The sequence below is a fragment of the Bacteroides caecimuris genome, from assembly GCF_001688725.2.
In the GTDB taxonomy this organism is placed as follows: Bacteria; Bacteroidota; Bacteroidia; order Bacteroidales; family Bacteroidaceae; genus Bacteroides; species Bacteroides caecimuris.
This window is the reverse complement of sequence record NZ_CP015401.2, coordinates 3,573,506-3,599,697: the sequence shown is the minus strand read 5'-3', so window position 1 is coordinate 3,599,697 and position 26,192 is coordinate 3,573,506. Positions and strand designations below refer to the sequence as shown.

At 45.7% G+C, this 26,192-nt stretch carries 19 protein-coding genes and 1 pseudogene; 16 read left to right on the top strand and 4 right to left on the bottom strand.

Annotation, left to right across the window (positions count from 1 at the left end):
* Positions 1 to 3: 3 nt before the first annotated feature.
* From A4V03_RS21050 to A4V03_RS15390, 15 genes and pseudogenes are all read left to right on the top strand, one after another.
* Positions 4 to 156, top strand: a complete 153-nt coding sequence (locus tag A4V03_RS21050) for a hypothetical protein (RefSeq protein ID WP_167371343.1) — start codon at positions 4 to 6, stop codon at positions 154 to 156.
* 204 nt (positions 157 to 360) lie between these two features.
* Positions 361 to 933 (top strand): Ig-like domain-containing protein, encoded by a 573-nt coding sequence (locus A4V03_RS15465; RefSeq protein WP_007655484.1) that lies wholly within the window; start codon positions 361 to 363, stop codon positions 931 to 933.
* Between the two features lie 294 nt (positions 934 to 1,227).
* Positions 1,228 to 1,503: a hypothetical protein gene (locus A4V03_RS15455; protein WP_007655485.1), complete on the top strand. Its 276-nt coding sequence runs from the start codon at positions 1,228 to 1,230 to the stop codon at positions 1,501 to 1,503.
* A gap of 266 nt (positions 1,504 to 1,769) precedes the next feature.
* Positions 1,770 to 4,055, top strand: a complete 2,286-nt coding sequence (locus A4V03_RS15445; RefSeq protein ID WP_065539544.1) for an outer membrane beta-barrel family protein — start codon at positions 1,770 to 1,772, stop codon at positions 4,053 to 4,055.
* A gap of 155 nt (positions 4,056 to 4,210) precedes the next feature.
* Positions 4,211 to 6,004 carry an LTA synthase family protein gene (locus A4V03_RS15440; RefSeq protein WP_032560190.1) on the top strand — a complete coding sequence of 598 codons (1,794 nt, stop codon included), beginning with the start codon at positions 4,211 to 4,213 and terminating at the stop codon, positions 6,002 to 6,004.
* Between the two features lie 261 nt (positions 6,005 to 6,265).
* A complete protein-coding gene (locus A4V03_RS15435; RefSeq protein ID WP_084081210.1) occupies positions 6,266 to 6,805 on the top strand; it encodes a GNAT family N-acetyltransferase in 540 nt (179 codons plus the stop codon).
* A gap of 43 nt (positions 6,806 to 6,848) precedes the next feature.
* Positions 6,849 to 7,970, top strand: coding sequence for an efflux RND transporter periplasmic adaptor subunit (locus tag A4V03_RS15430; RefSeq protein WP_005809248.1), 1,122 nt, complete (start codon positions 6,849 to 6,851; stop codon positions 7,968 to 7,970).
* The gene (locus A4V03_RS15425; protein ID WP_065539542.1) at positions 7,967 to 11,080 is read left to right on the top strand and encodes an efflux RND transporter permease subunit; all 3,114 of its coding nucleotides are present in this window, start codon (positions 7,967 to 7,969) and stop codon (positions 11,078 to 11,080) included. Before A4V03_RS15430 ends, A4V03_RS15425 begins: the two co-directional genes overlap by 4 nt.
* Positions 11,081 to 12,439 carry an efflux transporter outer membrane subunit gene (locus A4V03_RS15420; protein WP_005809240.1) on the top strand — a complete coding sequence of 453 codons (1,359 nt, stop codon included), beginning with the start codon at positions 11,081 to 11,083 and terminating at the stop codon, positions 12,437 to 12,439. It abuts the gene before it with no gap.
* A 121-nt stretch (positions 12,440 to 12,560) separates the two neighbouring features.
* Positions 12,561 to 14,885 (top strand): annotated as a pseudogene (locus tag A4V03_RS15415) (ATP-binding response regulator).
* Positions 14,860 to 16,176, top strand: a complete 1,317-nt coding sequence (locus A4V03_RS15410; RefSeq protein WP_008766697.1) for a sigma-54-dependent transcriptional regulator — start codon at positions 14,860 to 14,862, stop codon at positions 16,174 to 16,176. The pseudogene A4V03_RS15415 and the gene A4V03_RS15410 overlap by 26 nt, the downstream one beginning before the upstream one ends.
* Positions 16,177 to 16,480: 304 nt before the next feature.
* Entirely contained in the window at positions 16,481 to 16,897 is a 417-nt protein-coding gene (locus A4V03_RS15405; RefSeq protein ID WP_008766698.1) for a hypothetical protein, read from the top strand.
* 214 nt (positions 16,898 to 17,111) lie between these two features.
* Positions 17,112 to 17,441, top strand: a complete 330-nt coding sequence (locus A4V03_RS15400; protein WP_008766699.1) for a helix-turn-helix domain-containing protein — start codon at positions 17,112 to 17,114, stop codon at positions 17,439 to 17,441.
* Positions 17,442 to 17,446: 5 nt separating this feature from the next.
* Positions 17,447 to 17,740, top strand: a complete 294-nt coding sequence (locus A4V03_RS15395; protein WP_008766700.1) for a helix-turn-helix domain-containing protein — start codon at positions 17,447 to 17,449, stop codon at positions 17,738 to 17,740.
* Positions 17,737 to 18,048 (top strand): helix-turn-helix domain-containing protein, encoded by a 312-nt coding sequence (locus tag A4V03_RS15390; protein ID WP_008766701.1) that lies wholly within the window; start codon positions 17,737 to 17,739, stop codon positions 18,046 to 18,048. Before A4V03_RS15395 ends, A4V03_RS15390 begins: the two co-directional genes overlap by 4 nt.
* 59 nt (positions 18,049 to 18,107) lie before the next feature.
* On the opposite strand, the gene A4V03_RS15385 is transcribed toward A4V03_RS15390, so the two are convergent.
* Together A4V03_RS15385 and A4V03_RS15380 are read right to left on the bottom strand one after the other, a co-directional pair.
* The gene (locus tag A4V03_RS15385; protein ID WP_065539541.1) at positions 18,108 to 19,415 is read right to left on the bottom strand and encodes a site-specific integrase; all 1,308 of its coding nucleotides are present in this window, start codon (positions 19,413 to 19,415) and stop codon (positions 18,108 to 18,110) included.
* Positions 19,416 to 19,437: 22 nt separating this feature from the next.
* Positions 19,438 to 20,661, bottom strand: a complete 1,224-nt coding sequence (locus tag A4V03_RS15380) for a site-specific integrase (protein ID WP_065539540.1) — start codon at positions 20,659 to 20,661, stop codon at positions 19,438 to 19,440.
* Between the two features lie 429 nt (positions 20,662 to 21,090).
* Between A4V03_RS15380 and A4V03_RS15375 the strand changes: the two genes are divergently transcribed.
* Complete coding sequence (locus A4V03_RS15375; protein ID WP_065538162.1) at positions 21,091 to 22,242, top strand: ISAs1 family transposase; 1,152 nt, start codon at positions 21,091 to 21,093, stop codon at positions 22,240 to 22,242.
* A gap of 480 nt (positions 22,243 to 22,722) precedes the next feature.
* On the opposite strand, the gene A4V03_RS15370 is transcribed toward A4V03_RS15375, so the two are convergent.
* Positions 22,723 to 25,263, bottom strand: a complete 2,541-nt coding sequence (locus A4V03_RS15370) for a zinc-dependent metalloprotease (RefSeq protein WP_065539539.1) — start codon at positions 25,261 to 25,263, stop codon at positions 22,723 to 22,725.
* A 17-nt stretch (positions 25,264 to 25,280) separates the two neighbouring features.
* Positions 25,281 to 26,186 (bottom strand): hypothetical protein, encoded by a 906-nt coding sequence (locus A4V03_RS15365; RefSeq protein WP_065539538.1) that lies wholly within the window; start codon positions 26,184 to 26,186, stop codon positions 25,281 to 25,283.
* Positions 26,187 to 26,192: the final 6 nt, after the last annotated feature.

Here is a 26,192-nt window from a genome sequence, read left to right as displayed (position 1 = left end):
AGTATGAAACAGAAAAAAAGCAAAATAACGATTATTGCAGTATGGATTCTGCTATGCGGGTGCGTGGTATGTATGAGTTCGTGCAGCCATTTGCTATACAATCCGTCCAACAAGGCAGAACAAGTGACGGTGACTATTAAACAGCCCATAAAATAAAGTTCATATGATTATGTGATAATCTAAAACAAGATTGCAAAACCCGTAAGAAAGTTATTTCAAATAATGAATACGGCGTTTCGGATGCTGTTTTCGCCGTTTTAGATAAAATGTAATTGAAGAGCTTACACTGAAGTACTACTTTTGTTTTGCAATTGCATAAAAGAGCGTTCAACAAAACAACAAGGTTTAAAAAAAAGAACAATGAAAAAAGTAAAATTTATCAAATTCACTATGGCGTTTTTCGCCTGTGTTCTTGCAGTAACCATGGGTTCCTGCGATAAGAACGATGACCCCAAAGTTCCAGATCTCAAGTGCACCCCTTCTAAGGTAGAAGTGGCTCCCGGTAAAACAGCAACGGTGACTGTAAGCGGTGGCACGGCTCCATTTACAGTGACCTCAAGTGATAGCAAGATTGCAACAGCTAAAGCAGACAAGAACACTATTACAATTACCGGTGTCAAAAATGGTACAGCGACCATACTCATCTCCGACTCAAAGAAACTTACAGGAAAGGTTCCTGTGATGGTCAAAGATATGGCATCCGAACTTGATTTCGATAAAAAGTCTATATCCGTAACTGCCGGGAAGGAAGAGACTGTCACTGTAAAAGGTGGTTCCGCTCCTTTTACAGCAACCGCCAAGGACACGAAAATTGCCACAGTCACAATCAAAGATGGAAAGATTATTATCAAAGGTGTCAAGGCTGGCAGCACTTCAGTGACTGTTACTGATAAGGATAAGAAAGCTGGAACTATTTCAGTTACAGTAAAATAAAGTGTTAAAAATCCTATTGGGAAGGAAGAAGAAACGCATGTATTTTTTCTTTCCAATAGGATTGTTATGTATTATGGTTTGCTAACAAAAATGAATGGAGTAATGGGATATCGAAAAAGGAGTCGTATTGACAATTGTCTTTTTATTAGTTATTTGCATGACAAATTGCCGTTCATGCTGCTACGGATAAGGGTCAGTAATAATTTTGGAGATAAACATGGATTATATAAGACCCCGTTATTGTATCCTTACCTAAGTTTTGGATATACTATTAAATAACGTCAATAGTTCAAAATGGAAAATCCACTTCCTTTGAAACTCATAGAAGAGCAAGAGTTATTTGAAAAACTGTTGGAACTTCTGGTTTTATCAACGCATTCTCCCAAAGGACGATTTTCAAAAGATAATAGTTACATTATATTTAAGAAAAAGATGGAAACAACAAAAGATGGGAACACTGTAAAATTGGTATTGCCTTTCCCTCATTTTTTGTGGATACTTGCCAACCAACCTGAGATCCTCAAAGGAAAAGCAAATAAAGTCAATAAAAACGGAGAGGATAATAAGTAATATTGACATACTGTGAGGCGTTGTCTTTATTCAGATCATCATGTTGCCCCCAATTAATTATTAATGACTGCATTTACATGTGGGCTCGGTGTATTCACTTCATCCTTATGTTTTCTGAAAATTATTATGAAGTGGGATAATCTTGCGTTTTATCTGGGGATAAATTACTGGAATGCAAACATTAATGGCAGCAGCAAATGGGGAAAGAATATGGCTGACAATCGGATACGGTTCGTTATTTTGATAACATAAATATTTTGGCAAAAATGCATAGTAAGAAATCAAATATTGGCATGGCGGCAAAGGCATTCCTGCTAACAGCTATAGGATTACCTATGGGGGTAAGTGCACAGGGGGTAATCGAGGAAAAGGCAGATACGATAGTTGTTTATCCGACACAGCACCTTGAGGAGGTTGTCATCGTGCATCAGATCCCGATAGTCAAACTAAAAACCGACAAGGTGACTTATCAGGTGAGTAATGATGTGGAGTCAAAGACACGCAGTGTATTGGACATACTGCGCAAGGTTCCTATGGTGACCGTGGACGGACGAAACAATATCATGGTAAACGGCTCCGCACAGTTCAAGGTTTATGTGGACGGAAGATTGAGTACTGTCATCACTCGCAATCCAAAACAGACGTTACGCAGTATGCCTGCCAGTCACGTGAAGAACATTGAAGTTATCACCAATCCAGGTGCCCAGTATGATGCAGAGGGAACTGGAGGTGTCCTTTGCATCACCACCAAGAAAGGTGGTGCCAAACAAGCATTGGCATTAGAAGATGACGGGTATGACGGAGCCACAAGTGGCTCCGTACACCTTCTGACAGGTATTCTGAGCAACGGAGTTGACGCCAGTCTCTCCGGTCAACAAAGCAAATGGTCGTATGACGTAAATTTGAACGGAGAATATATGTATTCAACGGGTATCATTGTAGAATCGGAGGTGACCGGCAACGGGACACGTCAATGGATGCGACAAAAGTCCTCATCGAAAATGCCATTCTCAATGGGCGAAGTTGGTGTGGGATACGAGATTGATTCCGTCCAATCACTCCATGTTTCCATGTCCACGACTTGGTTTGCTACAAAAGAAAAGAGCCGTCCCTCCTATCTTTACTCAGGCGGTATGTGGGGACAGGAGATGGCTTTCAGTGGTAGTCAGAAGATGAATATGAACGAGATTTCGGTAGATGGAGGCATCGATTACCAACGTCAGTGGGGTGACAGGGGCAGGCTGTTTGCGAGTTATCAGATAAGCCATGCTCCCAACCGAAATGATACAGAGAACAGATACGATGGTCTTGACACCTCCTTGCACCCCGAAATCACTTCCACTGTGAAGGACATCCGGACAGAAATTTGTGATCGCACCACACAACACCACCTATCCACCGACCTTACCATTCCGCTTACCCGGCATCAACAACTCAACACCGGTGTGAAGTTCTCCTTCGACCGTGGAGAGAGTCAGGCTACCGAAATGCGCTTTTTGAATGGCGGTTTCGTGGAACAAAAGGCGGCTGCCATGCACTACCGACAATCTCAAAACATAGCCGCCCTGTATGCCGAATGGGAGGCTCAATGGGGATGGCTGGGCTTGAAGGAGGGCCTTCGCTATGAACATACCTGGCAGAAATCACGCTATCTGAAGGGAGAAGGGAGTAAATTCTCGCTTCACTATGGCGACCTCGTACCATCCGTCTCTCTTACTGCCAAAGCTAAGGAGAACAGCACATTTGGCGTGAGCTACACCATGCGTATACGTCGGCCAAGAATCAATGAACTCGACCCATATGTCAATAAGTCCGACCCTACCCAGCTTTCGTATGGCAATCCCAACCTGAAAGCACAACATCTAAATAATCTGGCTATTGTACATACGTTGAGGGCAAATACGTTAGCAATGCGAATCAGCCTCAATCATTCATGGAGTAACGATGGTATTGTCCGGTATTCATCAATGAAGGACGGGCGTATAAATACCACCTTTGGCAATATAGCCAGAAATCGCAAGACATCGCTGAATGCTTATGCCTCATGGAATGCGACACGTTCAACCCGCTTGATGCTGAATGGAGAGGTGGGCTATAGTGACATGCGAAGCCGGGAGATTGATGCCCGTAACTATGGTTGGCATGGTAACCTGAATCTGGGGTGGCAACAGAATCTGCCTTGGCAGTTGAAATGGAGCAGTAATCTGGAATGGATGTCGCGTCGGTACTCTCTCCAAGGTTACGATTCGGGTATGATGATGATAAGCGCAACACTCGCACGCTCCTTCCTCAATGACAAACTGGATGTGGCTATCAGTGGCATGAGCGGTTTAGGTCATGGTGGTAAAATGTATTGGGAGTCGGTATCTCGCACCAAGGACTTCACGAATATATCACGATTCATTGAACCCATGCAGGACATCACCATAGGTATCACTTATACGTTTGGTGGAAAAAGTAGGAAATATACAGAAAAAACCGTATCGGATTCATTTGAAATGGGGGACAGTCGTATCGTAAAACAGCAGACAAAACGAAGAGGAAAATTATGAATCGTATTTAGCATGAATGCAACTATCCGGACTGTTTTGAGAGCAACCCAGATTAAAATAATTGATGGTGATATATTTTATCTTATGAGACAAGATATTATCGTTCTCTGTGTAGTGAAAAATAATTAGGAAGAATCGCTAAACTGAATTAGCCAATGACTGTTGGTAAACAAGAAAGGGATGTCACGGACAACAAGATGCTGTCCGTCATTCCAGTAGCAGGAATATTTTTCAAGTTTCTCCTGTTCAATGCAATATGGTGTTATTACACCACCTTTACACCTTTTTCATGCTGGGAATCGTATGCCACTGCTTTTGTGGCAACCCTTCTGTTGTCTGTCCCTTATATATTGACAAGGCATATTGCGGCAGGCGTGCTTGTCATGTCTGTGCTGGATATATGGATGGTTGCCAACCTGATGTATTACCGTACCTATTTTTCAGCCATTCCTCTGTCAAGTTATATGTTGGCGGGAAATCTTGCAGACTTCCTGCCAAGCGTGACCGCTTCGTTACGATGGTGTGATTTATTGTTCCCAATTTCGACAGTCGTCACCGTATTCCTTACATTTCGGATAGGTTGCCGGCAGAAAATCACATTGCGATTTAGCAGACGGACATATTTCGTATTGCTGATTTTTTCATGTGCCCTGTTAAGTATCAATTTATCCGTCCGGGGAGGTTTCATTGCGATATACAGGGCATTGAGGTCATCCGCACATCAACACGCCAGTGGCCCGCCACTCTACACGCTGTTCGGCACACTTTATTTTGATTATGCGGAGGAGTTGCCCGAACTTACAGAAGAACAGGAGCGTGAGATTCATATCTGGCTCTCCGGAAGACCGCCGCTTGTTCCCGTACCGGACATTGAATGCAGGGACAACTGCATCCTTATTTTGGCTGAATCACTGGAAAGTTGGGTGTTGAATCTTACGGTCGAAAATCAGGAAATCACACCTTACCTTAACAAGCTCCTCAAAGAGCCATCCACGCTGTATGCGCCCCATGTGCTTACACAAGTCAACGGAGGGCGTTCCATTGACGCCCAGTTGCTTATGCTTGCCGGTCTGTTGCCATTGCAGACCGGCGCATACAGTTGCCGTTTCCCTTTCAATACATACCACACTTTGCCCAAAGCTATGAAGGAGCTGAAAGGCGCACGTAACTATCTTCTCACGGTGGACAAGACAAAGACATGGAACCAAGGAGCAGTGGCACGGAGTTTCGGGATAGACACAATTATCTCTTATCCCGATTTCCGAATGACAGAAACATTCGGAAATCGGAAGCGACTGGGTGATAAGGCATTTTTTGCCCAATGCATGGAAAAGATTGAAAAAGGAGAAGTTTGGCACTCCGGTGAAAACGTATTTATCCAGATGGTCACTTATTCCGGTCATTCACCGTTCAAGATGCCCGAATCGCTTAAAACCGTTCATTTCTCTAATCGGGTTCCCGAAATCATGGCAGACTATATGACAGTGGCGCATTATACAGACGAAGCTATCGGGAAATTCGTGGAATATCTGAAAAACCGTCCCGAATATGAACGTACAATGGTTGTAATAACCGGTGACCACGAGGGCTTGGCAGACCACCGGAAAGAACTGTGCCATACAAAGGCTGGGAAAGGAATAATTTCCGAAGACGAGTTCACACCATTCATAGTATTGAACTCTCCTGTTCCGATGCACTATCTCAAAGTTATGGGACAGATTGACATATATCCTACTCTTCTGAATTTACTCGGTCTGGAAAAATTCCGATGGAGCGGTATTGGTCAAAGCATTCTTGACCCTCGAAAGCCGGGCATTGCCATCAGTCCGAAAAGAAAAATAGAAGGTGATACCTTGCATATATCTGCGGATGAACTTTTACGGATGCAGCAATCTCAAGTAATCTCTGACCGGATAATACGATTCGATAAATTGAAAGATCTACGATAGCCGATACTTCGGAAGTCATTTTTGTTGTTTCAGGCGTGTTTTTCTCTGTTTCGATTGTATTCCGATTGCTACGACCTCGGATACGAAATAATTTTGCACCTAAAAAATGAATAACATGATTATCGAAACGATTAAACGGCTGTCAATAGATATGTTCATTGCAATCATGGCGATTGAAGCAATTGTCATTGCGGCAATCGCTTTGTCGCTTTTGATTGGTACGTTTTGCAAATAATCCCACAGGACATGGAGCAAAAGGAAATATATATCGAAACCGAACGAATTATCATTCGAAATTTCAAGCAGAAGGATGCCGAAGGATTGTTGGAGTATCTTTCTAATCCTCGTGTGAATTGCTTTGCCGGAGACCGCCTTTGTTCCGAAGAGGCGGCATGGGCATATATGCAGTATTCCCCGAAAGACATGCTGCGCTATGCGGTGAGTCTGAAAAAAGATGACTTTATTATCGGTGACGTGTTTGCTTTGCGTGAGAATGAGGACACTTATAATGTGGGGTGGCATTTCAACAAACGTTTTGAAGGCAAAGGATTCGCTTGTGAAGCGGCAGCCGGATTGTTGGATTATCTTTTCCGGGAGGCGGGCGCACGGCGTATCTATGGATTTGTGGAAGATGACAATATCCACTCCAAACGCTTATGCGAACGTCTTGGTATGCGCCGCGAAGGATGTTTCAAAGAGTTTGTGACATTCGTAAACAATCCTGACGGCTCCCCAAAATATGAAGATACCTGTGTTTATGCCATTCTCGAAAAAGAGTGGAATACCATCCGTCAGTGGTGACACACCAAACCTATTATGAATTAATACAAAACAAGAAGAAAATATGAACAAGCAATTCATTATCACGAATTTCGCCGCATTTGCTCTCATGCTGTTCCTGCCGACCGGATGCAGGCAGGCGGACGGCAAGCAGGATGCGGTGCAGAGTTATCGGGTCATAAAGGTCGCGGCAAGTCCGGTGGAAATCTCCGAGTCCTATTCCGCCGCCATACGCGGACGGCAGGATGTGGACATCCTGCCGCAAATATCCGGGCGCATTATCCGTCTGAAAGTGAAAGAGGGTGAACGGGTGAAGACCGGTCAAGTATTGGCTGTAATTGACCAAGTGCCCTATCGGGCGGCATTACGCACGGCGCAGGCCAATGTCAGCGCGGCACAGGCAAAAGTGGAAACGGCAAGAATCGAGCTGCGGGGCAAGCAGGCATTGTTTGACGAGAAGGTCATATCCGACTACGAGCTTTCTCTCGCCCGGAACCAACTGGCAGTGGCGTGTGCTGAACTCGAACAGGCAAAGGCACAAGAATCGGATGCACGCAACAATCTCTCCTATACGGAAATCAAAAGCCCGAGCAACGGAGTAGTAGGCACATTGCCCTATCGCATCGGTGCGCTTGTCGGTCCCAATATGGCACAGCCTTTCACGGTCGTGTCCGACAATGCGGAGATGTATGCCTATTTCTCCATTTCGGAGAATATGCTACGGCGATATTCGGCTCGCTATGGCTCGATTGACAGCATGATAGCCGGGACGCCGGAAGTGGGCCTGCAACTCAACGACGGCAGCCTGTACAAGGCGAAAGGACGTATTGAAACCGTAAGCGGCGTGGTGGATCCTGTTACCGGAACGGTACAAATCAAAGCCCTGTTCCCCAATCCCGACCGCGAACTGTTGAGTGGCAGCATCGGCAATGTCATCCTTCAAAACCCGAAAACGGAGGCCGTAACCATTCCCATGACCGCCACCGTGGAACTGCAGGACAAGATTATCGCTTACCGTCTGAAAAACGGACAGGCGGAAGCCGCCTATCTCACGGTGGACCGCCTGAACGACGGCAACCGGTTTATCGTAAAAGAAGGTCTTTCGGTCGGTGACACCATTGTCGCCGAAGGCGTGGGACTGGTGAGAGAAGGCATGAGCATAACCCCTAAAAACGAAACGAAATGAACCTGCGATTTTTTATAGACCGCCCGGTGTTTTCGGGCGTTATCTCGGTGGTGATTGTACTGTTGGGCATGATTTCCATGTTTTCCTTGCCGGTGGAACAATACCCCGACATCGCACCTCCGACCATCAACGTATTCGCAACTTATCCGGGAGCAAACGCTGAAACCGTGCAGAAGGCAGTGATAACCCCTCTGGAAGAAGCCATCAACGGAGTGGAAGACATGACCTATATGACTTCCACGGCATCGAATACGGGAGATGCTTCCATCAACATCTATTTCAAACAGGGAACCAACGCGGACATGGCGGCGGTAAACGTGCAGAACCGCGTGAACGGCGCACTGAGCCAACTTCCGGCGGAAGCCACCAAGACCGGTGTCACCACTGAAAAGCAGCAGAATGCCGAACTGATGACTTTCGCGCTCTATTCGCCCGATGACCGCTTCGACCAGACCTTCCTGAACAATTACGTGAAAATCAATGTCGAGCCGAGGCTGAAACGTATCAGCGGCGTGGGAAAGGCACAGTTGTTCGGTTCCAACTACAGCATGCGACTTTGGCTGCGTCCCGACAAGATGGCGCAATACGGGCTTATCCCCGATGACATCTCTGCCGTACTTGCACGACAGAACATCGAGGCCGCCACCGGCTCCTTCGGTGCCAATCATCCTACCGCCAATGAATACACGATGAAATACCGCGGACGCTTGTCCGGAGCGGAAGAGTTCGGTGAGCTGGTCGTCAAGTCACTGCCGGGCGGCAATGTGCTTCGGTTGAAAGAGGTTGCCGATGTGGAACTGGGCGATGAATACTACAACTATTCCTCCGAGGTGAACGGGCATCCGGCAGCTATGATGCTCATCAACCAGAAAGCTGGGTCCAATGCATCAAGCACCATCAAGGAGATTCACGAAGTGCTTGACGACCTTAGCCGGGACTTGCCCGAAGGGACGGAATTCGTGGTGCTTACCGATACCAACAAGTTCCTGTATGCCTCCATCCACTCTGTCCTCCGCACCTTATTGGAAGCGATACTTCTGGTCATCGTGGTGGTGTATGTGTTCTTGCAGGACATCAAGTCAACGCTTATCCCTACCATATCCATCTTCGTTTCCATCATCGGCACATTTGCCGTGATGTCCATGATTGGATTCTCCATCAACCTGCTCACCCTGTTCGCGCTTGTGCTTGCCATCGGAACCGTGGTCGATGATGCCATTGTGGTGGTGGAAGCGGTGCAGGCGAAGTTCGATGAGGGCTATCAATCAGCAGTTCTCGCGGCTGATGATGCCATGAAAGGCGTTTCGTCGGCTATCCTGACCTCTACCATAATCTTTATGGCAGTGTTTTTCCCCGTAGCCATGATGGGCGGGACTTCGGGAGCGTTCTACACGCAGTTCGGTATCACGATGGCTGTTGCCGTGGGAATCTCGGCAGTCAATGCCTTCACACTCTCACCGGCACTTTGCGCGCTGCTGCTGAAACCCTATATCGATGAGCAGGGCAACACTAAGAACAATTTTGCAGCCCGTTTCCGTAAAGCGTTCAATGCCGTCTTCGACAGTCTGAGCCGACGCTATGTACGTGGAGTGATGTTCATTATCCATCGCCGATGGCTGTTGTGGAGCATCATAGGCATTTCTTTCGGGTTGCTGGTGCTGCTGGTCAATGTCACAAAGACGGGACTTATTCCCGAAGAGGACACCGGGACGGTCATGGTGAGCATGAACACGAAGCCCGGCACATCCATGGCTCAGACAAGTAAGGTGATGGAGCGTATCAACAGCCGTCTCGACAGCATCGGCGAGATTGAATACAGCGGTGCGGTAGCCGGTTTCTCTTTCAGCGGTTCCGGTCCCTCGCAGGCGATGTATTTCGTGACACTCAAAGACTGGGAGGATCGTAAGGGAGAGGGGCAGTCGGTGAATGATGTCATCGGAAAGATTTATGCCGCCACTTCAGATATTCCCGATGCCACGGTGTTCGCCATGTCGCCTCCGATGATTGCCGGGTACGGCATGGGAAACGGTTTCGAGCTTTATTTGCAGGACAAGGCGGGCGGAAACATCGCCGCTTTCAAGGAAGAGGCGGACAAGTTTGTCGAAGCCTTGTCGCAACGACCCGAAATCGGCGAAGTCTATTCCTCCTTTGCCACGGACTATCCGCAATACTGGGTGGATATCGATGCCGCCAAATGTGAGCAGTCGGGTGTGTCGCCCGCAGATGTGCTTTCCACATTGTCGGGCTATTATACCGGACAATATGTTTCCGACTTTAACCGGTTCTCCAAGCTCTACCATGTGACCATGCAGGCTCCGGCGGAATATCGTGTGAATGCGGAATCCCTGCACCACATGTATGTGCGCGCCTCCGATGGCGGCATGTCGCCTTTGAGCCGGTTCGTGCGCCTGACCAAGACCAACGGCCCGTCAGACCTCACCCGTTTCAACCTGTTCAACGCCATCTCGATTAGCGGGTCGCCGGCGCAGGGTTACAGTTCAGGGCAGGTGCTCGAAGCCATCGGCGAGACGGCACGTGAAGTGCTTCCGTCAAATTACACATACGAGTTTGGCGGCATTTCGCGTGAGGAAAGCAAGACGACCAACAATGCCACGCTTATATTCCTGCTCTGCATGGTTCTGGTCTATCTGATTCTGTGCGCCTTGTATGAGAGCGTGTTCATACCCTTCGCGGTTCTGTTGTCGGTGCTTTGCGGACTAATGGGCAGTTTCCTGTTTGCGTGGCTCTTCGGTCTGGAGAACAACATCTACATGCAGACCGGATTAATCATGATTATCGGCCTGCTTGCCAAGACCGCCATCCTGCTTACCGAATACGCCGGCAAGCGGCGGTCGGAAGGCATGACGCTGGCACAGGCAGCATACAGTGCGGCAAAAGTCCGCCTGCGCCCTATATTGATGACTGTGCTGTCCATGGTGTTCGGTCTTGTCCCGCTGATGATGGCGCACGGAGTGGGTGCCAACGGCAGCCGTTCGCTTGCCACAGGTGTAATCGGTGGAATGATTGTCGGTACTTTGGCTCTGTTGTTCCTTGTGCCGTCATTGTTTATTGTATTCCAATATATTCAAGAACGTGTTAAGCATAATTAAATGAAGAAGACAGTAATATATATCATATTGTCGGGATGGATGTTTGCCGGTTGTGGCACATACAGCCGGTATCATCGTCCTGACCTCTCAACGGAGAATCTGTATCGGGACGTACCGGCGGACATTGATACAACGACCATCGCGTCCCTGTCGTGGCGGGAAATGTTTACCGACCCGAAACTCCAGTCCTTGATTGAAACCGGACTTGAACGGAACACAGACCTCAATGTGGCACGGTTACGCGTGGAAGCGACAGAAGCCGTCCTGATGACTGCCAGACTATCATATCTTCCATCACTGGGACTGACTGCCGAAGGTAATGCCAATAAACATGACGGAGCAACGGCAAAGACATATAATGTGGGAGCGTCGGCAAGCTGGGAACTGGACATCTTCGGCAAACTTACGGCGGCAAAGCGTGGTGCAGCCGCCGCGTTACAAGGAAGCCGTGCCTACCGGCAGGCCGTACAGACACAGCTTGTCGCCACTATTGCAGACAGTTACTACACCCTTGCCATGCTTGACGCACAAATGGCAATAAGTAACCGGACTTTGGAGAACTGGCGGACTACCGTACGTACTCTTGAAGCGTTGAAAAAAGTGGGGAAATCAAACGAAGCCGGCGTATTGCAGGCAAAGGCGAACGTGATGCGACTCGAAGCATCCCTGTTATCCATACGCAAGAGTATTTCCGAAACAGAAAATGCCCTGTCTGCGATACTTGCCATGCCGTCACACTCGATTGGACGAAGTAATCTGGCCGAGGCTGCTTTCCCCGATACTGTCTCGATTGGAGTCCCTTTGCAACTGCTTTCCAACCGTCCCGACGTGCGTCAGGCTGAAATGGAACTGGCGCAGGCGTTCTACGCCACCAATGCGGCTCGTGCCGCCTTCTATCCCAATATTACCCTCTCGGGGACTCTTGGATGGACTAATAACGGCGGTGGCGTAATCGTAAATCCCGGACAATGGTTGCTCAATGCCATCGGTTCCCTGACACAGCCCTTATTCAACCGGGGCACAAACATCGCCAACTTGAAGATAGCCAAAAGCCGTCAGGAAGAAGCCAAACTGTTGTTCCGGCAATCATTGCTGAACGCTGGAAAAGAAGTGAACGATGCTCTGACTGCATGGCAGACGGCAAAATCGCAAATTGAAATCAATGCTCGACAGGTTGAAACATTATGCGATGCTGTGCGAAAGACAGAATCGCTTATGCGTCATTCCAATGCCACCTATCTGGAAGTGTTGACCGCCCAACAGTCTCTTCTCGAAGCGGAAGTGCAACAGCTACAAACTCGTTTTGAACGCATACAAAGTGTAATCAAACTTTATCATGTGTTGGGAGGAGGAATGTAACTGCAATAAATAGAAAAATTTGAAATTATTATTAGTGTTATTCATCTTGGATATTTTTCGTGATTCTGCCGCATGTAGATATTGTACGAAAGCAATATTTGGATTGTAAAATATCAAGCCAATGAAAATACTTTTGCAGCATAAAATATTTATAGGATACTTTCTTTTAATGGCGATCATTGGCAGCATGGTCGCTATTGTTCTGCACGAGCGTAGTCGTGTACAGAAAATAGAGAATGAATCAATCGCTATTTTTCAAACCCAGCACAATATCAATACCACACACCGCTATGTGACCACGTTAGTAACTTATGGTGAATCCGTCATGGTATGGAATGATGAGGATTCTGGGGCTTACCGGGAACGACGTGTACGGACTGATTCCATGCTGCAAACATTACGTACACAATGTAAGGATTTCATACAACCCGAACAGATAGATTCTCTTCGTACATTGTTAGCAGCTAAAGAAGACCATCTGTTTCAAATAATGGAAGCGACCCGAGAACAAAAGAAAACGGATAGCCTTCTATTTCATCAAAAACCGACTGTAACGACACAGACAACCACCCGGACCGTTACCCGAAAGAAGAAAGGTATCGCCGGATTCTTCGGTGGCAAGGAAACCGTACAGATGCCGGTTGTTACAACCAGGCAAACCGCACCGGATAAGGAACTGATCTCGTTGTTGAATAAACGGAAACGGGACATAGAAACTTATACGGACAGCCTGCGGTTGTGCAATAGGGAACTCAACCGGAAATTGCGTTTACTTATTACAAGTCTGGATGAGCAGACATGGAACGCCTTCAGGAGCAAGGAAGAGCGTCTGAAAGCTTCCTACGAACATTCGACTTTGGTCATTACCGGCTTGATTATATTCTCAATCATCCTGTTGTTCATTTCGTATCTTGTCATACAACGGGATATTAAGGTCAAGGCAAAAAACAGGAAGCATCTGGAAGAAACGATAGAGCAGAACATCGCGCTGTTAGAAATGCGGAAGAATATCATCCTGACAATCTCTCATGACATCCGCGCCCCTCTGAACGTAATCAGCGGCAGTGCGTAACTTGCCGTGGATACCCGTGAAAAGAAACGCAGGAACACGCACCTGAACAACATCAGGATCGTGTGCCGGCACGTTGTACACCTGCTTAACAACCTGCTGGACGTGTACCGCCTGAACGAGGCCAAGGAAACCCGCAACGATGTGCCGTTCAACCTGAATGCCCTGTTGGAACGCATTGCCTTCGGCTTCTCCCACGTAATCAATAACAAAGGCATCCTATTCAATCACGATTTTACCGGTACCGATGTCAAGCTTTGCGGTGACGTGGACCGTATCGAACAGATTCTGGACAACCTGCTTAGCAATGCCGTCAAATTTACAGAAACCGGCACAATCAGCTTGAATGCTCGTTATAACAAAGGGGAGTTGGTGTTGGAAATCAAGGATACCGGCATTGGCATGAGTGAAGATGCGCTTTTACGTATCTTCCGCCCGTTTGAACGATTGGGTTCCGTCAGAAACGCGGAGGGTTTCGGATTGGGCCTGCCGATAACAAAAGGTCTTGTCAACCTGCTTGGCGGGACAATAGACGTGACGAGCGGCATTGACCAGGGTAGCACGTTCCGTGTTACACTTCCATTGAAAACCACGGATGAAACGGTAGAGAGCGAGAACTTGATAATTCCACATCCGGCACATTTGCCTCGGAATGTACTTGTCATTGATGACGACACGATGCTGTTGAATGTGATAAAGGAAATGCTGGAGCGTAACGGGATGAATTGTACTACCTGCGTAACCTCCAAGGACGTGGTCAAGGCGATGCGGGGCAAGGATTATGACCTGCTGCTTTCCGACATTCAAATGCCGGGTACCAACGGTATTGATTTATTAACCCTATTGCGCAACTCGAACATCGGAAACTCCCGTACCATCCCTATTGTAGCCATGACCGCACGCGGAGACAGGGACAAGGAAGCTTTTCTCCATGCCGGATTTACGGACTACATCTATAAACCGTTTTCATCCTCGGAACTGCTCGGCCTGCTTTCGAGGATGAAGACAGACAGGCGGGAGAAAAAACCGGAGGTTGATTTCAGTTTGGTCCTTTCAGAGGTCAATGACAAGCACAAGGCACTGCTTTCTCTTATATCCCAATCAGAGAAAGACCGAGAAGAACTTGATGCCGCCATGAAAAACGGCGACAGGCATAAGTTGCGTGAAATCACCCACCGTATGCAACCGATGTGGGAGTTCCTACGGATGGAAGAGCCCCTGCTGGCTTACCGTGCTTTGTTGAAAGACAGTAAAACAAGCGACAAAGAGTTAAAAGAATATACCCGGCAGATAATAGACAGCACCGCCATGCTCATCAAGGCGGCGGAAGCCGAGATAAAAAGACTGACAAATGAAACGGAAGATACTGATAGTTGAAGACAACGTGGGGCTGTCGCAAATACAGAAAGACTGGCTTTCCCGGGCCGGTTATGACGCTGTGACAGCCATGAGCGAGCCGATAGCCCGCTCGTTGATACGCAAAACGCAGTTCGACCTTATATTGTCGGACGTGCGGTTGCCGGAAGGCGACGGCATTTCCCTGTTGGAATGGTTGCGCAAGGAGAAGAAAGACATCCCGTTCATCATAACGACCGAATTCGTTTCCGTCCCGGACGTTGTGCGTACCATCAAACTGGGAGCCAGGGACTACCTGCCCAAACCGGTACACCGGGAACATCTGTTGGAACTGGCGGAAGATGTGTTCCACCCGGTAGCCACCGTGAGAAAGCAGGAACGGCAGTTGTTCCGCCGTATAAGTCCCATGATCCTGAAAGTGGAGAAATTCGCCAGACTGGTCGCCCCGTCCGATATGTCCGTGATGATACTCGGGGCCAACGGGACCGGCAAGGAGTCGGTGGCGCAGACCATCCATGACAATAGCGAACGATACGGCAAGCCTTTTGTCGCCGTAAACTGCGGCGCGTTACCCCGTGAGCTGGCAGCCTCGCTGTTCTTCGGGCATGAGAAAGGCGCGTTCACCGGGGCGGACACGGCAAAGACCGGATATTTTGACCTGGCGAAAGGCGGCACACTGTTCCTTGACGAGATAGGCACGATGCCGCATGAAATCCAATCCATGCTGTTACGAGTATTGCAGGAGAATGTATATACCCCGATAGGAAGCGGCAGGGAACGGATTTCGGATGTCAGGGTCATTTCCGCGACAAACGAGAATATGGAACAGGCCATCAAGGAGGGACGGTTCAGGGAAGACCTTTACCATCGTCTGAACGAGTTTGAGATCCGGCAGCCCTCCCTGGAGGAATGCCCGGAAGATATCATTCCGTTGGCGGAGTTTTTCCGTGAACGTTTCTCGAAAGAACTGAAAAGGACTACGCAAGGATTTACCGAAGAGACCAAACAGAGGATGCTTGCCTACCGGTGGCCGGGCAACGTGCGTGAACTCCGAAACCGTGTCAAGCGTGCCGTACTGGTCTCTGAGTCTCCGATGCTTGACGTGGATGGATTGGAAATAACTGTCTGTGTATGTAGAAATGAAGAAACAGACACACTTGCAATCCTGCCTCTGAAAGGTGAAGCATTTGAGAAAGAAAGCATTATCAGGGCTCTCAAAGCCTGCAACGGTCACCGGGAACAAGCGGCTGGAATGCTGAACATCAACCCGGCAACACTGTACAGGAAGATGAAGAAATACGGGCTGAAATGAATTTGACGACTAAAAATAGTGCAAATGTCACTGAATATGTGTACTTTTGCATTTAAATAGCGAAAAATGCGGCGTGCTGTCTAATGGGCAGTTGCCGTTTATATATAGACATAAGACCGCAAGCGTCCTAATGGGAATCTGGAAAATGAACATTAACAGGAACTATTGCGTGATTGCTTATGCTATGCCTTGGCATAGCGTGCATTCACCTATTCCTGTTAAGGGCATTCCAGAGCCTCCATTAGAAATAGCGTGGATTGCACGCTTCTTTTTTACAGTTTCCGGTTGAAAAAGAATTAAAGCTATGGCAAGGATTCAAGTTGTGACGGCAATAACATTGGACGGTTTCCTTCCGGAACCGGCCGGAGCACTTGTGTCCTGGGTAAGAAACGACAGGCGGGGTTTCCCCTTTTGGCGTGAACGCTGCTCGGCCCTTATATTGCCCCATTCCATCCTTGATTTGCTTTGCGAGAAAGACAACAGGGACGATTCATTCATTTACCTTGCTGAAATCATAGAACCGGAATCGGTGGAGCTGCTTCGCGGGCTTTTCCTCTATGATCTTGTTGATGAACTTGTGGTTTACCAGCTGCCGTTTTCTGCCGGACAAGGGATTCCCGTGTTGAATACATTCCGACCACAACATTGGGAACTGCATAAAACCACCTCTTTTTCCAACGGCATCTGCCGTCTGATCTACCGCAAATCTTGCAAGATGTAACTTGCATTTTGCGAAAAAACTTGCATTTTGCAAGAACATTTTCATCTCCACTTTTCATACTAAAAATTTTTATTCCGCTGTATTTCAATGGAATGCCAATGCCATTCAGTGAAATACATGGTCATTGGTACGCCATTAGCCCTATATGTAGTATAACCTGTTGCGCGACAAGGTGTAAGCAAAACTATTATTTACACTAAAGACAGAATGCATTATGCTACAGATAAACAGCGAAAGTGTCCAAATAATGCTCATGCAAATCATGGAACGGTTTGATAGGATCGACCGTACCCTGGAGCGGATGAACAAGTTGAAAGAGTGTCTGGAAGGCGACACACTTCTGGATAACTATGACCTTTGCCAATTGCTCGGTATCACCAAACGCACGCTGGCACGTTACCGCCAGAAGAAGTATGTCACCTATTACATGATTGACGGACGGACTTACTACAAGGCCTCCGAAGTGGAAGCGTTCCTCAACCAAAAAGGGAAGGTGTTGCCCCCAAAACTGAAAAATCGGATGGATGTTCAACTCAAAAAATGACTGGTATGGAAATAGTATGTATCGACAAACAGACGTTCGATGAACTTCGGGTACGTTTCGGCAAACTGGAGGAAAAGGTAATGGGTATGTGCCGTCCGGTGGAAGACCTCGGCTTAAAAAAGTGGCTTGACAACCAGGAGGTGTGCGAGATATTGCGCATATCCAAAAAGACGCTTCAGGTGTACCGTGACAAGGGTATCCTGCCTTACTCACGCATCAAGCACAAGATTTTCTTCAAAACCGAAGACGTACACAAACTATTGGAATCGAATTACTACCACTTAAAACGAGAACTATGAGCTATCATTTTTTAGAACGGAAAGACCCGCGTGTCGATGTCCTGTTTCAGGGACTTGACAATATGGAGCGGTTAATCGCAGCGATGGAGGACACCCCTAAATCCGTATTCCACGGCGAACGTTTCCTGACGGACGAGGAACTATCCAAAATTCTGAGGGTCAGCAGACGGACATTGCAGGAATACCGCACACTTGGTGTTGTCCCTTACTATCTGGTACAGGGCAAGGCTCTCTACAAGGAATCGGACATCCTTAAAATATTGGAAGATTCCTACAAGCGGTGCAAGGAAGATATGCGGTGGGTGTGACATGACAAAACGGAGAAACGGCCCGTTCATAGGGACATGCGTTTCTCCGTTCTTGATTTTCAGATAGCGCGGGGGGGCCTTTTTCTGCCTTTCCGAGCGGTGAAATCCTCCTCGCAAAGTTCAGTCGTGCTGCTGAAACCGCTTGCTTTCAAAGCCTTCATGTCCTCGTCCACTTTCTTGTCCGTCACCTGCGCGTAAAGTTGCGTTGTAGAAATCGACATGTGTCCCATCATGCGGCTAACCGTCTCTATCGGGACTCCGAGTGAGAGTGTGACATGGGTTCCGAAATTATGCCGGGCCTGGTGGAAGGTCAAATCGAAACCGTACACCTTTCCCAGTTCCCGCGTCAGCAGGATAAAATAGCCGCGGCGGTAAACATTGAACACATTATCCCCTTGTCGCTGGTTCCGGTATTTTTCAATGATTCGTAAGGGAATATCCAACAGGCGGACGGATGAAAGCGTGTCTGTCTTTTGACGGCGTATGTGAATCCACCATGCGCCGTCTTCGGACTGTGTGATGTCACTTGTCTTCAACCTTTTCAAGTCCGCGTAAGCCAGTCCGGTAAAGGTCGAAAACAGGAACATGTCCCTCACGAATTGCAGTTGAGGTTTCTCCACGGGAGTCTCCATAAGTTTCTTGAGGTCTTCCAGCTTCATGTGGCGGCTCTTCCGTCGTGGCAACGCAGGGTGGAGACGGCAGTACGGGTCACGGCGGAGCGTTCCCTGGCTGACTGCCAGTTTGGTCATCTTTTTCAGGCGGTACAGATGCTCATGCACGGTCTTGGGCATCATATGGCAGTTCTTGCAAAGGAACAGTTCAAAATCATCATAGAAATTCTTGTCGAGGCTACGCAGCGTGACATCTTCCACGCCTTTCTTATCCTTGATGAAAGCGGAAAGGTGCTTGTACGATCTCAAGTAAGAATCAAGCGTTTCCTTGATGCGGTCCAATCCGACCCGCTTGCTGAAATCCTCGTTATGTTCCCTGAACAGGGCCAGCAAGGTAAGCGGTTTCTGGCCGACACCCATGACAGCGTTCTTTACCAGTTCTGCTGTAATGAAGCCGAGATTATGTTTGATTGTGTTGTAATGTCCGGTAATCTCTTCCGTCAATTCATCTATGGCACGGTTCACCGTCACGGCATTCGCACTGCGTCCGTTGGCACGGCCTTTTTCCGGATTCCAGATGTCGGGATTGACGGATACCTTCGTGCCAATCTGTTCCCATTCGGCATCAATGCTCACCTTGCACAATAACTGGCACGTTCCGTCCTTGCGCATTTTGGTACGGTTGATATAAAACAATATCGCGAACGTGCTGCGATGCTTGATGGTATTGTCTGTATGTTCTGATTTCTTTTTCATGTCGTTGGCTTTTTATCGTTTGTCAAATAACCACGGAGAAATGTTCCGCTATCCTCTCATTCAGCACACGGGTGTCGGCATTTATCTTGTCATCAGTCACTTTGGCGTAGATTTGGGTCGTCTCAATCCGGGCGTGTCCCAACATCTTGCTGACCGTTTCAAGTGGAACCCCATGTCCGAGCGTGATTTCGGTCGCATAGGTATGGCGACCGGCATGAAAAACCAGCGGACAGTCTATGTCACAGAGTTTTGCGATACGTTTTAAGTTAAGGTTCATCGTGCTGTTGGAATACATGGGTAGCAGTTTCCCGTCCGGCGCTGTGTCCCTGTATTTCTCCATGATATGTAACGGCAGGTCTAGCAGGGGGATTTCAAACTCGACTCCGGTTTTCCGGCGCGAGCTTCTGATCCACCATGTGCCGTCATCGGCAAGTGACAGATGCTCTTTCGACAGAAGCCGCATATCACTGTACGGGATGCCGGTGTAGCATGAGAAGAGGAACAAATCCCGTGTGAGATAAAGGTTCGGTCTGTGAAGAGGCATGGTCATAAGCCGTTGCAGTTCCTCGGATGTGAGATACCTCCGTTTCTGTTTCGGGCGTACGGGTTCATAGCCGGTAAACGGGTAGGTGGTGATGATGCCGTCCGCTACGGCTTCACCAACGATGATTTTCAACTGCACGGTCAGGTTGATAATCGTTCCCGGAGAGAGGCGACAATCCGTCCGAAGGTGCGAATCGTAATCCAGTATGAAGGAGAGGGTCAATGCCGAAAACGGGATATCCGACAAGTTGTACTTTTCCCGCATGAACCTTTCCACATGGTTGTAGGCGTTCCGATAGCTTCTCAAACTGCCTTCGGTCCGGTTTACACCCACGCGCTTCGCGAAGTTCTCAATAAACGTGCGGAAGTAGCTCAATAACGTTGTCTGTTCACCGGCCATACCCAGCAGCAGACTTTTGACATCATCCGCAGTCACACTGTCACGAACAGCTGACAGTTCAGCATAGATTCCCAATGCCATCGCACGGATTTCATCCAGCCGGTTGTTGATTTCCTTCGCCTTCACACTTTTGCCTGAAGTACGCCCCGAACTCCATATTGCCTGCGGCACACGGAGTTTCACGCTGAAAGCCGCTTCAGAATACTTGCCGATGTTCAGCCTTGCCATTACAGGACACATACCATCGGCATCCGCCTCGCTCTTTTTGAGGTAGAACGACACCTTTACATTCGCTTGTTCCATAACCTTTTACTTTGTTTGCAAAATTACCGGATATCGAGCAAATGAACGGCATGACGAATATAGCGGAATATGGAAAGAAGCTCCATGCGTAACATCCAGAACCTATATTTTCTCCCTTTAGCGAAAAAAGTATTAACTTTGTACTCGCAAAATATGAGTGAAACAGCGTTCTTTACGGTGATGTCAGAGGATAATACAAAGACCTTTTTCCAATATTGTTTTCGACCTTGAACAGGCAACGGATAAGTAGCAATTTATTTTCCTAACTCCTCCAAAACGGGGCAAAACCATATAATGGACGAATATAGGTAAAACCTACATATCTCCCTTTTATTCCAATAGTTTGCATTATTCCTGCGAAATCCATCCGTATGTGAGCGAGTTTTCGTATTTTTGTTGTATTGAATTTAAACAAAAATAAACCCTAAAATGAGCTTAATTAGTCTTTGTAAACAACTTGAAGATCCTCGTATTGACCGAAAAAAAGAACACTCTTTGGAAGTCATCGTTTATATAGCCTTGTGTGCTGTAATCTGTGGAAGTGAAAGCTGGAATGAAATAGAACGGTTCGGTATTTGTAAGTTTGACTTCTTTAAACGTCGTTTTCCTGATTTAGTAAAGATCCCAAGTCATGACACTTTCAATCGTTTTTTCAGTTTACTCAAACCCGGTTATTTTGAATTGGTCTTTCGTGATTGGGTATCTGAGCTTTGTGGTAAGTATGAAGGGGTTGTTGCTATAGACGGTAAAATGCTTCGTGGAGCAAGTAAGTGCAGCAAAGACAATCCCTTTGGCAAAAAAGGATTCAAGCTTCATATGGTTAGTGCCTGGGCTGTTTCCAATGGAATCAGTATGGGTCAGGTAAAAGTAGATGATAAAAGCAATGAAATCACCGCTATTCCTTCTCTTATAAAATCTCTGGATTTGCAGGATTGCATAGTGACAATTGATGCTATTGCATGCCAAACAGATATTGCCGAAGTAATAATAGAAAATAATGCAGACTATATTCTGGCATTAAAGGCCAATCAAAAAAACAGGTTAATGGATGTGGAACGCTGGCTAGACGAGATGGATGGTGTTGATATTGATCGGCCGGTATACCGTTCACACTATGGAAAATATGTCACAGAGGAGGTTTCTCATGGGAGAATTGAGACTCGTGAATGTCTGGTTTATAGCCCGGGAAAGATTATGGAATCAATGCTGAAAGATAAATTTGAGGGGGTCAAGTCCATCGTAAGAATTAGTACCGAAAGACTGGAGGTAGCCACTAAAAAACTTTCCGTAGAAAAAAGATATTACATTACTTCACTAGGGCTAAAACCGAAAGAAATTTCAGAGGCTATAAGATCGCATTGGGATATAGAAAACAGGCTACATTGGCAGTTAGACGTATCGTTTAGAGAAGACGCAGGAAGGAAAGTAGGTAATGCTGCGCAAAATTTTTCTTTAATTAATAAGATGGCCCTTTATATCATCAAACAAGATGAAACAAAGGGCAGTGTAGCAGCCAAAAGAAAAAACGCAGGATGGAATGATGAATATTTGTTCAAACTATTAAATAAGATAAAAATATAATGCGTTTGCCCTGAGCTTGCAATTATATAATCAAAGCTTTCGTTTATAGTTTGCATCGAATGAAAAGAAAGTTTCCTTCCTGTCCGAAGGAACTTTATACTTAATGGGCGGGAAGTTTTTTATTAATAGCCAAGAGCGCAACTGTTAATACCCCTTCCGCCAACTACAGACGGACGCGACAAGAAGAGCCGGGGTAAGTTGAAATATCAGCTATAAAATTATGACTGAAGAGAATTTAAACAGGCTCTTGACTTTAGCTTAAATTTGATGAGTTACTTATCAATTACAATATCAATAATAATTCCGATATTTGCATTAATCCCAATACCCCTGTTGTTAAAGGAGTTACGGAGCCATTTTAGATAAACCGATATATGGATAAAATAGCCCCTGTTTATTGTACAATTCATTAATTTAATGAATTGTACAATAAACAGGGGCATTAATTGAGGTTACCTTATAACTAGAAAAAGTATTTTTTTATTTTTCTAAAGCTCGCTTGATTTTAAATTCCAGACTGCGATAATGAGCTCGGGTAAATGCATCTCCGCTTCCTGTTTTACTTTTTATTAGATTGTAAGTGTCTATAAGTTTTTGGTGAATTACCGGATTTTTTAACATCTCAATCGTTCCTAAAGTATTCAATTCAAAACCAGCCTTTTGCCATTCTATATTGTCCGTTAACAGTTGTTCTTCCACTTCATTTAGATTCTTGAATGAGAACATGGAGGCCTTTTTATTGGATAATCCTCCGGCATCTAACAGCTTTTCTACATAGGCAACTTGCAAGTTACAGTCATACATATTTAATTTAGCTCCGTTCTTGGTCTTTTTCCAAACAAAGTTATAGAAATCATCCATAAAATCGCTGTAACGGTAAGCTTGTTGTGGATGTAATTCTTCAAATAAGGCAAGACTGGAGGAAATTGAGTTGAAAAATAAACGGCTGACAATAATTGATTGTAAGGTACTGGGAGAATAGGTGGGACCTATGCAATCAATGATCTTCTTGTCAAATATCCATTCCGGCAGCTCCATCATTGTTTCTAGGACGAAGTTTAAGGCTTCCTTCTGTTCTTTCTTCGGAACAAATCTTATTATTTCTTTAGTATTGTCACGTCTTGGCTCATCCAAATAGATACCTCCTATTGATACCATAGCATGTAGCAAATAACGTTGCATTTGCATAATTACTTCTTTATAGGCTTCTGACATTCGGGTATATTGGAAGTCATCATCTTTTGTCCATTCCGATAAGTTTTTCATGATAACTTTCAGATTCTTAAGGCCATATTTGCCTGCCTTTACTGCGTCGTCACCAAGATCTTCGGCCTTACATGAAGGGTCTAATTCATTGATGAAAGGCTGTGGACCATATTTATACATCGGATCGTTCTCTTTCTCCTTGATCCATGCATACAGAACTTCCTTCTCTTCTTCCGGTGAAGTGGCTTCATATATAGGCTTATATCCCCATTTTATCGCATATTTGTCATATACTCCCAAGTGGGGAGGCATCAAGGAAACCCCTTTATCCTCGGGTTGGGCAACATAATTGAAACGGGTATAATCCATAATGGAAGGAGTAGTACCGTATTTTTTTGTGAAAGTAGCGGAACGTAACGAATCTACAGGGTATGAATATGAGGCTCCAAAGTTGTGCATTAGTCCCAAAGTGTGTCCGATTTCGTGTGCTGCCACATAACGTAGGGAACTTCCCATTGTTTCATTATCAAATACAGCTTTCCGAACGTTGGGATCTACTGCTGCAGTTTGTACAAAACGCCAGTTATGTAGCAGCTTTACAACATTCGAATAGAAGAGTACGTCTCCTTGTATGATTTCTCCGGAACGAGGGTCTACACATGAAGGACCCATTGAGTTTTCTTCGGGCGTAGTAATCATACGGTAACAGCTGTAACGGATATCGTCCGGGTCGAAATTGGGATCATCTTTGGGGTAATCTTTCGCTATAATGGCGTTCTTGAACCCTATTTCTTCAAAAGCTATCTGCCAGTCTTCTATTCCTTTTTTTATATATTCTCTCCATTTATCGGGAATAGCTGTGTCTACGTAATAAATGATTGGTTTTTGCGGTTCAACCAACTGACCTTGTTTATGGCGTTCTACATCTTCCGGTTTCGGCTGTAAGTCCCAACGATTGATATATGACAGCTCTTGTAAACCGTCCTGCTTTTCGGTAAATAGATATTTGTTCTCGTCGAAATATCCGATACGTGAATCACTATATCTTGGACGCATTGTTTTTTCCGGCAGAAGAATGATGTTTCGTGTCATTGTCACTGTGAATGGACCACCATTGACGGTATAATTCATTAATGATTTGATATTAATGTTCAGAGGAAAACATTTTATCCCTAATATAGCGGATTTGGCAGGGGACAGGCTACCGGACAAAGGTTTTCTTTTCATTAGTACATCCATTATATTTCCGGAACGGAACGGACTGAATTCAGAAACATCCGTGATGAAAAGAGGCGTCATGTCAATGACATAGGCTGATGAGTCCGGCGAAATGCTCTCAATTTTATATGCTTCCCATATAGGATCGGAATAGTTACGTTGAAAGGCTTTATACATGTTGGAAGTTGTATCACATAAATTGCGTAACATTTTTCTATGCATATATACTTTCTTATTATCTGCAGAGAACGTTACTACTACCGGATTGCGGGGCATTTGTCCGGCAGCTACGTCTTTGTTGTTGCTTGTACTCGAGACTCTGGATGAAATCATAAAATCTCGTGTCATCAGCTTTTTAGGAATTTCAAAATAGTATTTGTCTTTTACTTGATGTATTTTGAACATTCCCTCAGTAGTTTTGGCTCCTTTCAATAACTTCTTGTAATTTGCTGCACTGTCTTTCTTGACAGAGTCGGTTTGCTCCGTCGAAATGTTGTTTTTCTTTTTCTTCTTTTTAAAGATTTGGGACTCTGCATTTGCAGTCATAATCCCTAAGGCTAACATACCTGTAAATAATGCATTAAAAATTTTATTCATATAATATTGTTTTAAAATTATAGTTTTAACTGTGATAAATCAAAGCCATTGACCAACATGGCTTTTTTGATGATGTCGTATTTCTTCTTCATAATGGGGTAATCGTCGAATATTTCCTGAAGTTCTTCCTGGGGTTTCTCAAAAACGAAGTTCATCCATTGCAATAAGTCCATTTCTTTGGTTGGTGCATAGAGTGAATAGAAAGGAAAATCGGGATCTTCTTCATCGACATAAGAAGAATCGGTATTATAACTGATCAGCCCATAATGATAAAAATCTGTTTCAGCAGGTGACTGATAGCCTAGATAGAAATAACCGCTATAGATATCTGGTTCAATAGTTTCGCTTTCTTTATAAAATGTATCAGGAATAGTAAATACACCTCTTACTTCTGACATGTATTTAGCCCAGAAGCTGGCATTAATGTCTGCTCTGATTTTAATAAAGTCTTTTTGCGACATTGTCTTTAAAGCGGAAGTTATATTGCTTACAGCAATAAAGTTGCCGCTTGCATAACTGTTTAGTATAGTGGTTTCTCCCCATGCATCCATTTGAACCTGTTCTGCCAAGATAATTGAGAAAGGTAAGTTCTTTTTCAAGAAATTATCCGGATACAAATTCAATAATGATTTTTTTAGAAAGTCGATTCCTGCGTTTATGACTTCCTCGCTTTGTTCGGGAGAAGTGATTTTTATGCCATTGTCCGAAGTGAAATTGAATTTATAATCAGCTTCTGTCGGATTGGTTATTATTACGGTTTCATATTGTTGATAGAATTGATATATGAAGTGACGGGTAGGGTCTGCGGGGGTATCTTCCAATACTCCATATTTATCTGCTTGGTCGGGTACATTTAGTGCATCTTCTTGATAGCAGGAACTGATTCCTGCTATCAAACTTATTAATAATATAATTTTTCTCATAATAAT

What these genes read in the sequence shown, in the direction of transcription:
- A4V03_RS15410 (WP_008766697.1), top strand. Translation starts at nt 14,860, where the DNA reads ATGAAACGGAAGATACTGATAGTTGAAGACAACGTGGGGCTGTCGCAA.
- A4V03_RS15445 (WP_065539544.1), top strand. Translation starts at nt 1,770, where the DNA reads ATGCATAGTAAGAAATCAAATATTGGCATGGCGGCAAAGGCATTCCTG.
- A4V03_RS15375 (WP_065538162.1), top strand. Translation starts at nt 21,091, where the DNA reads ATGAGCTTAATTAGTCTTTGTAAACAACTTGAAGATCCTCGTATTGAC.
- A4V03_RS15430 (WP_005809248.1), top strand. Translation starts at nt 6,849, where the DNA reads ATGAACAAGCAATTCATTATCACGAATTTCGCCGCATTTGCTCTCATG.
- A4V03_RS15440 (WP_032560190.1), top strand. Translation starts at nt 4,211, where the DNA reads ATGACTGTTGGTAAACAAGAAAGGGATGTCACGGACAACAAGATGCTG.
- A4V03_RS15390 (WP_008766701.1), top strand. Translation starts at nt 17,737, where the DNA reads ATGAGCTATCATTTTTTAGAACGGAAAGACCCGCGTGTCGATGTCCTG.
- A4V03_RS15370 (WP_065539539.1), bottom strand. Translation starts at nt 25,263, where the DNA reads ATGAATAAAATTTTTAATGCATTATTTACAGGTATGTTAGCCTTAGGG.
- A4V03_RS15405 (WP_008766698.1), top strand. Translation starts at nt 16,481, where the DNA reads ATGGCAAGGATTCAAGTTGTGACGGCAATAACATTGGACGGTTTCCTT.
- A4V03_RS15400 (WP_008766699.1), top strand. Translation starts at nt 17,112, where the DNA reads ATGCTACAGATAAACAGCGAAAGTGTCCAAATAATGCTCATGCAAATC.
- A4V03_RS15465 (WP_007655484.1), top strand. Translation starts at nt 361, where the DNA reads ATGAAAAAAGTAAAATTTATCAAATTCACTATGGCGTTTTTCGCCTGT.
- A4V03_RS15395 (WP_008766700.1), top strand. Translation starts at nt 17,447, where the DNA reads ATGGAAATAGTATGTATCGACAAACAGACGTTCGATGAACTTCGGGTA.
- A4V03_RS15380 (WP_065539540.1), bottom strand. Translation starts at nt 20,661, where the DNA reads ATGGAACAAGCGAATGTAAAGGTGTCGTTCTACCTCAAAAAGAGCGAG.
- A4V03_RS15385 (WP_065539541.1), bottom strand. Translation starts at nt 19,415, where the DNA reads ATGAAAAAGAAATCAGAACATACAGACAATACCATCAAGCATCGCAGC.
- A4V03_RS15365 (WP_065539538.1), bottom strand. Translation starts at nt 26,186, where the DNA reads ATGAGAAAAATTATATTATTAATAAGTTTGATAGCAGGAATCAGTTCC.
- A4V03_RS21050 (WP_167371343.1), top strand. Translation starts at nt 4, where the DNA reads ATGAAACAGAAAAAAAGCAAAATAACGATTATTGCAGTATGGATTCTG.
- A4V03_RS15420 (WP_005809240.1), top strand. Translation starts at nt 11,081, where the DNA reads ATGAAGAAGACAGTAATATATATCATATTGTCGGGATGGATGTTTGCC.
- A4V03_RS15425 (WP_065539542.1), top strand. Translation starts at nt 7,967, where the DNA reads ATGAACCTGCGATTTTTTATAGACCGCCCGGTGTTTTCGGGCGTTATC.
- A4V03_RS15455 (WP_007655485.1), top strand. Translation starts at nt 1,228, where the DNA reads ATGGAAAATCCACTTCCTTTGAAACTCATAGAAGAGCAAGAGTTATTT.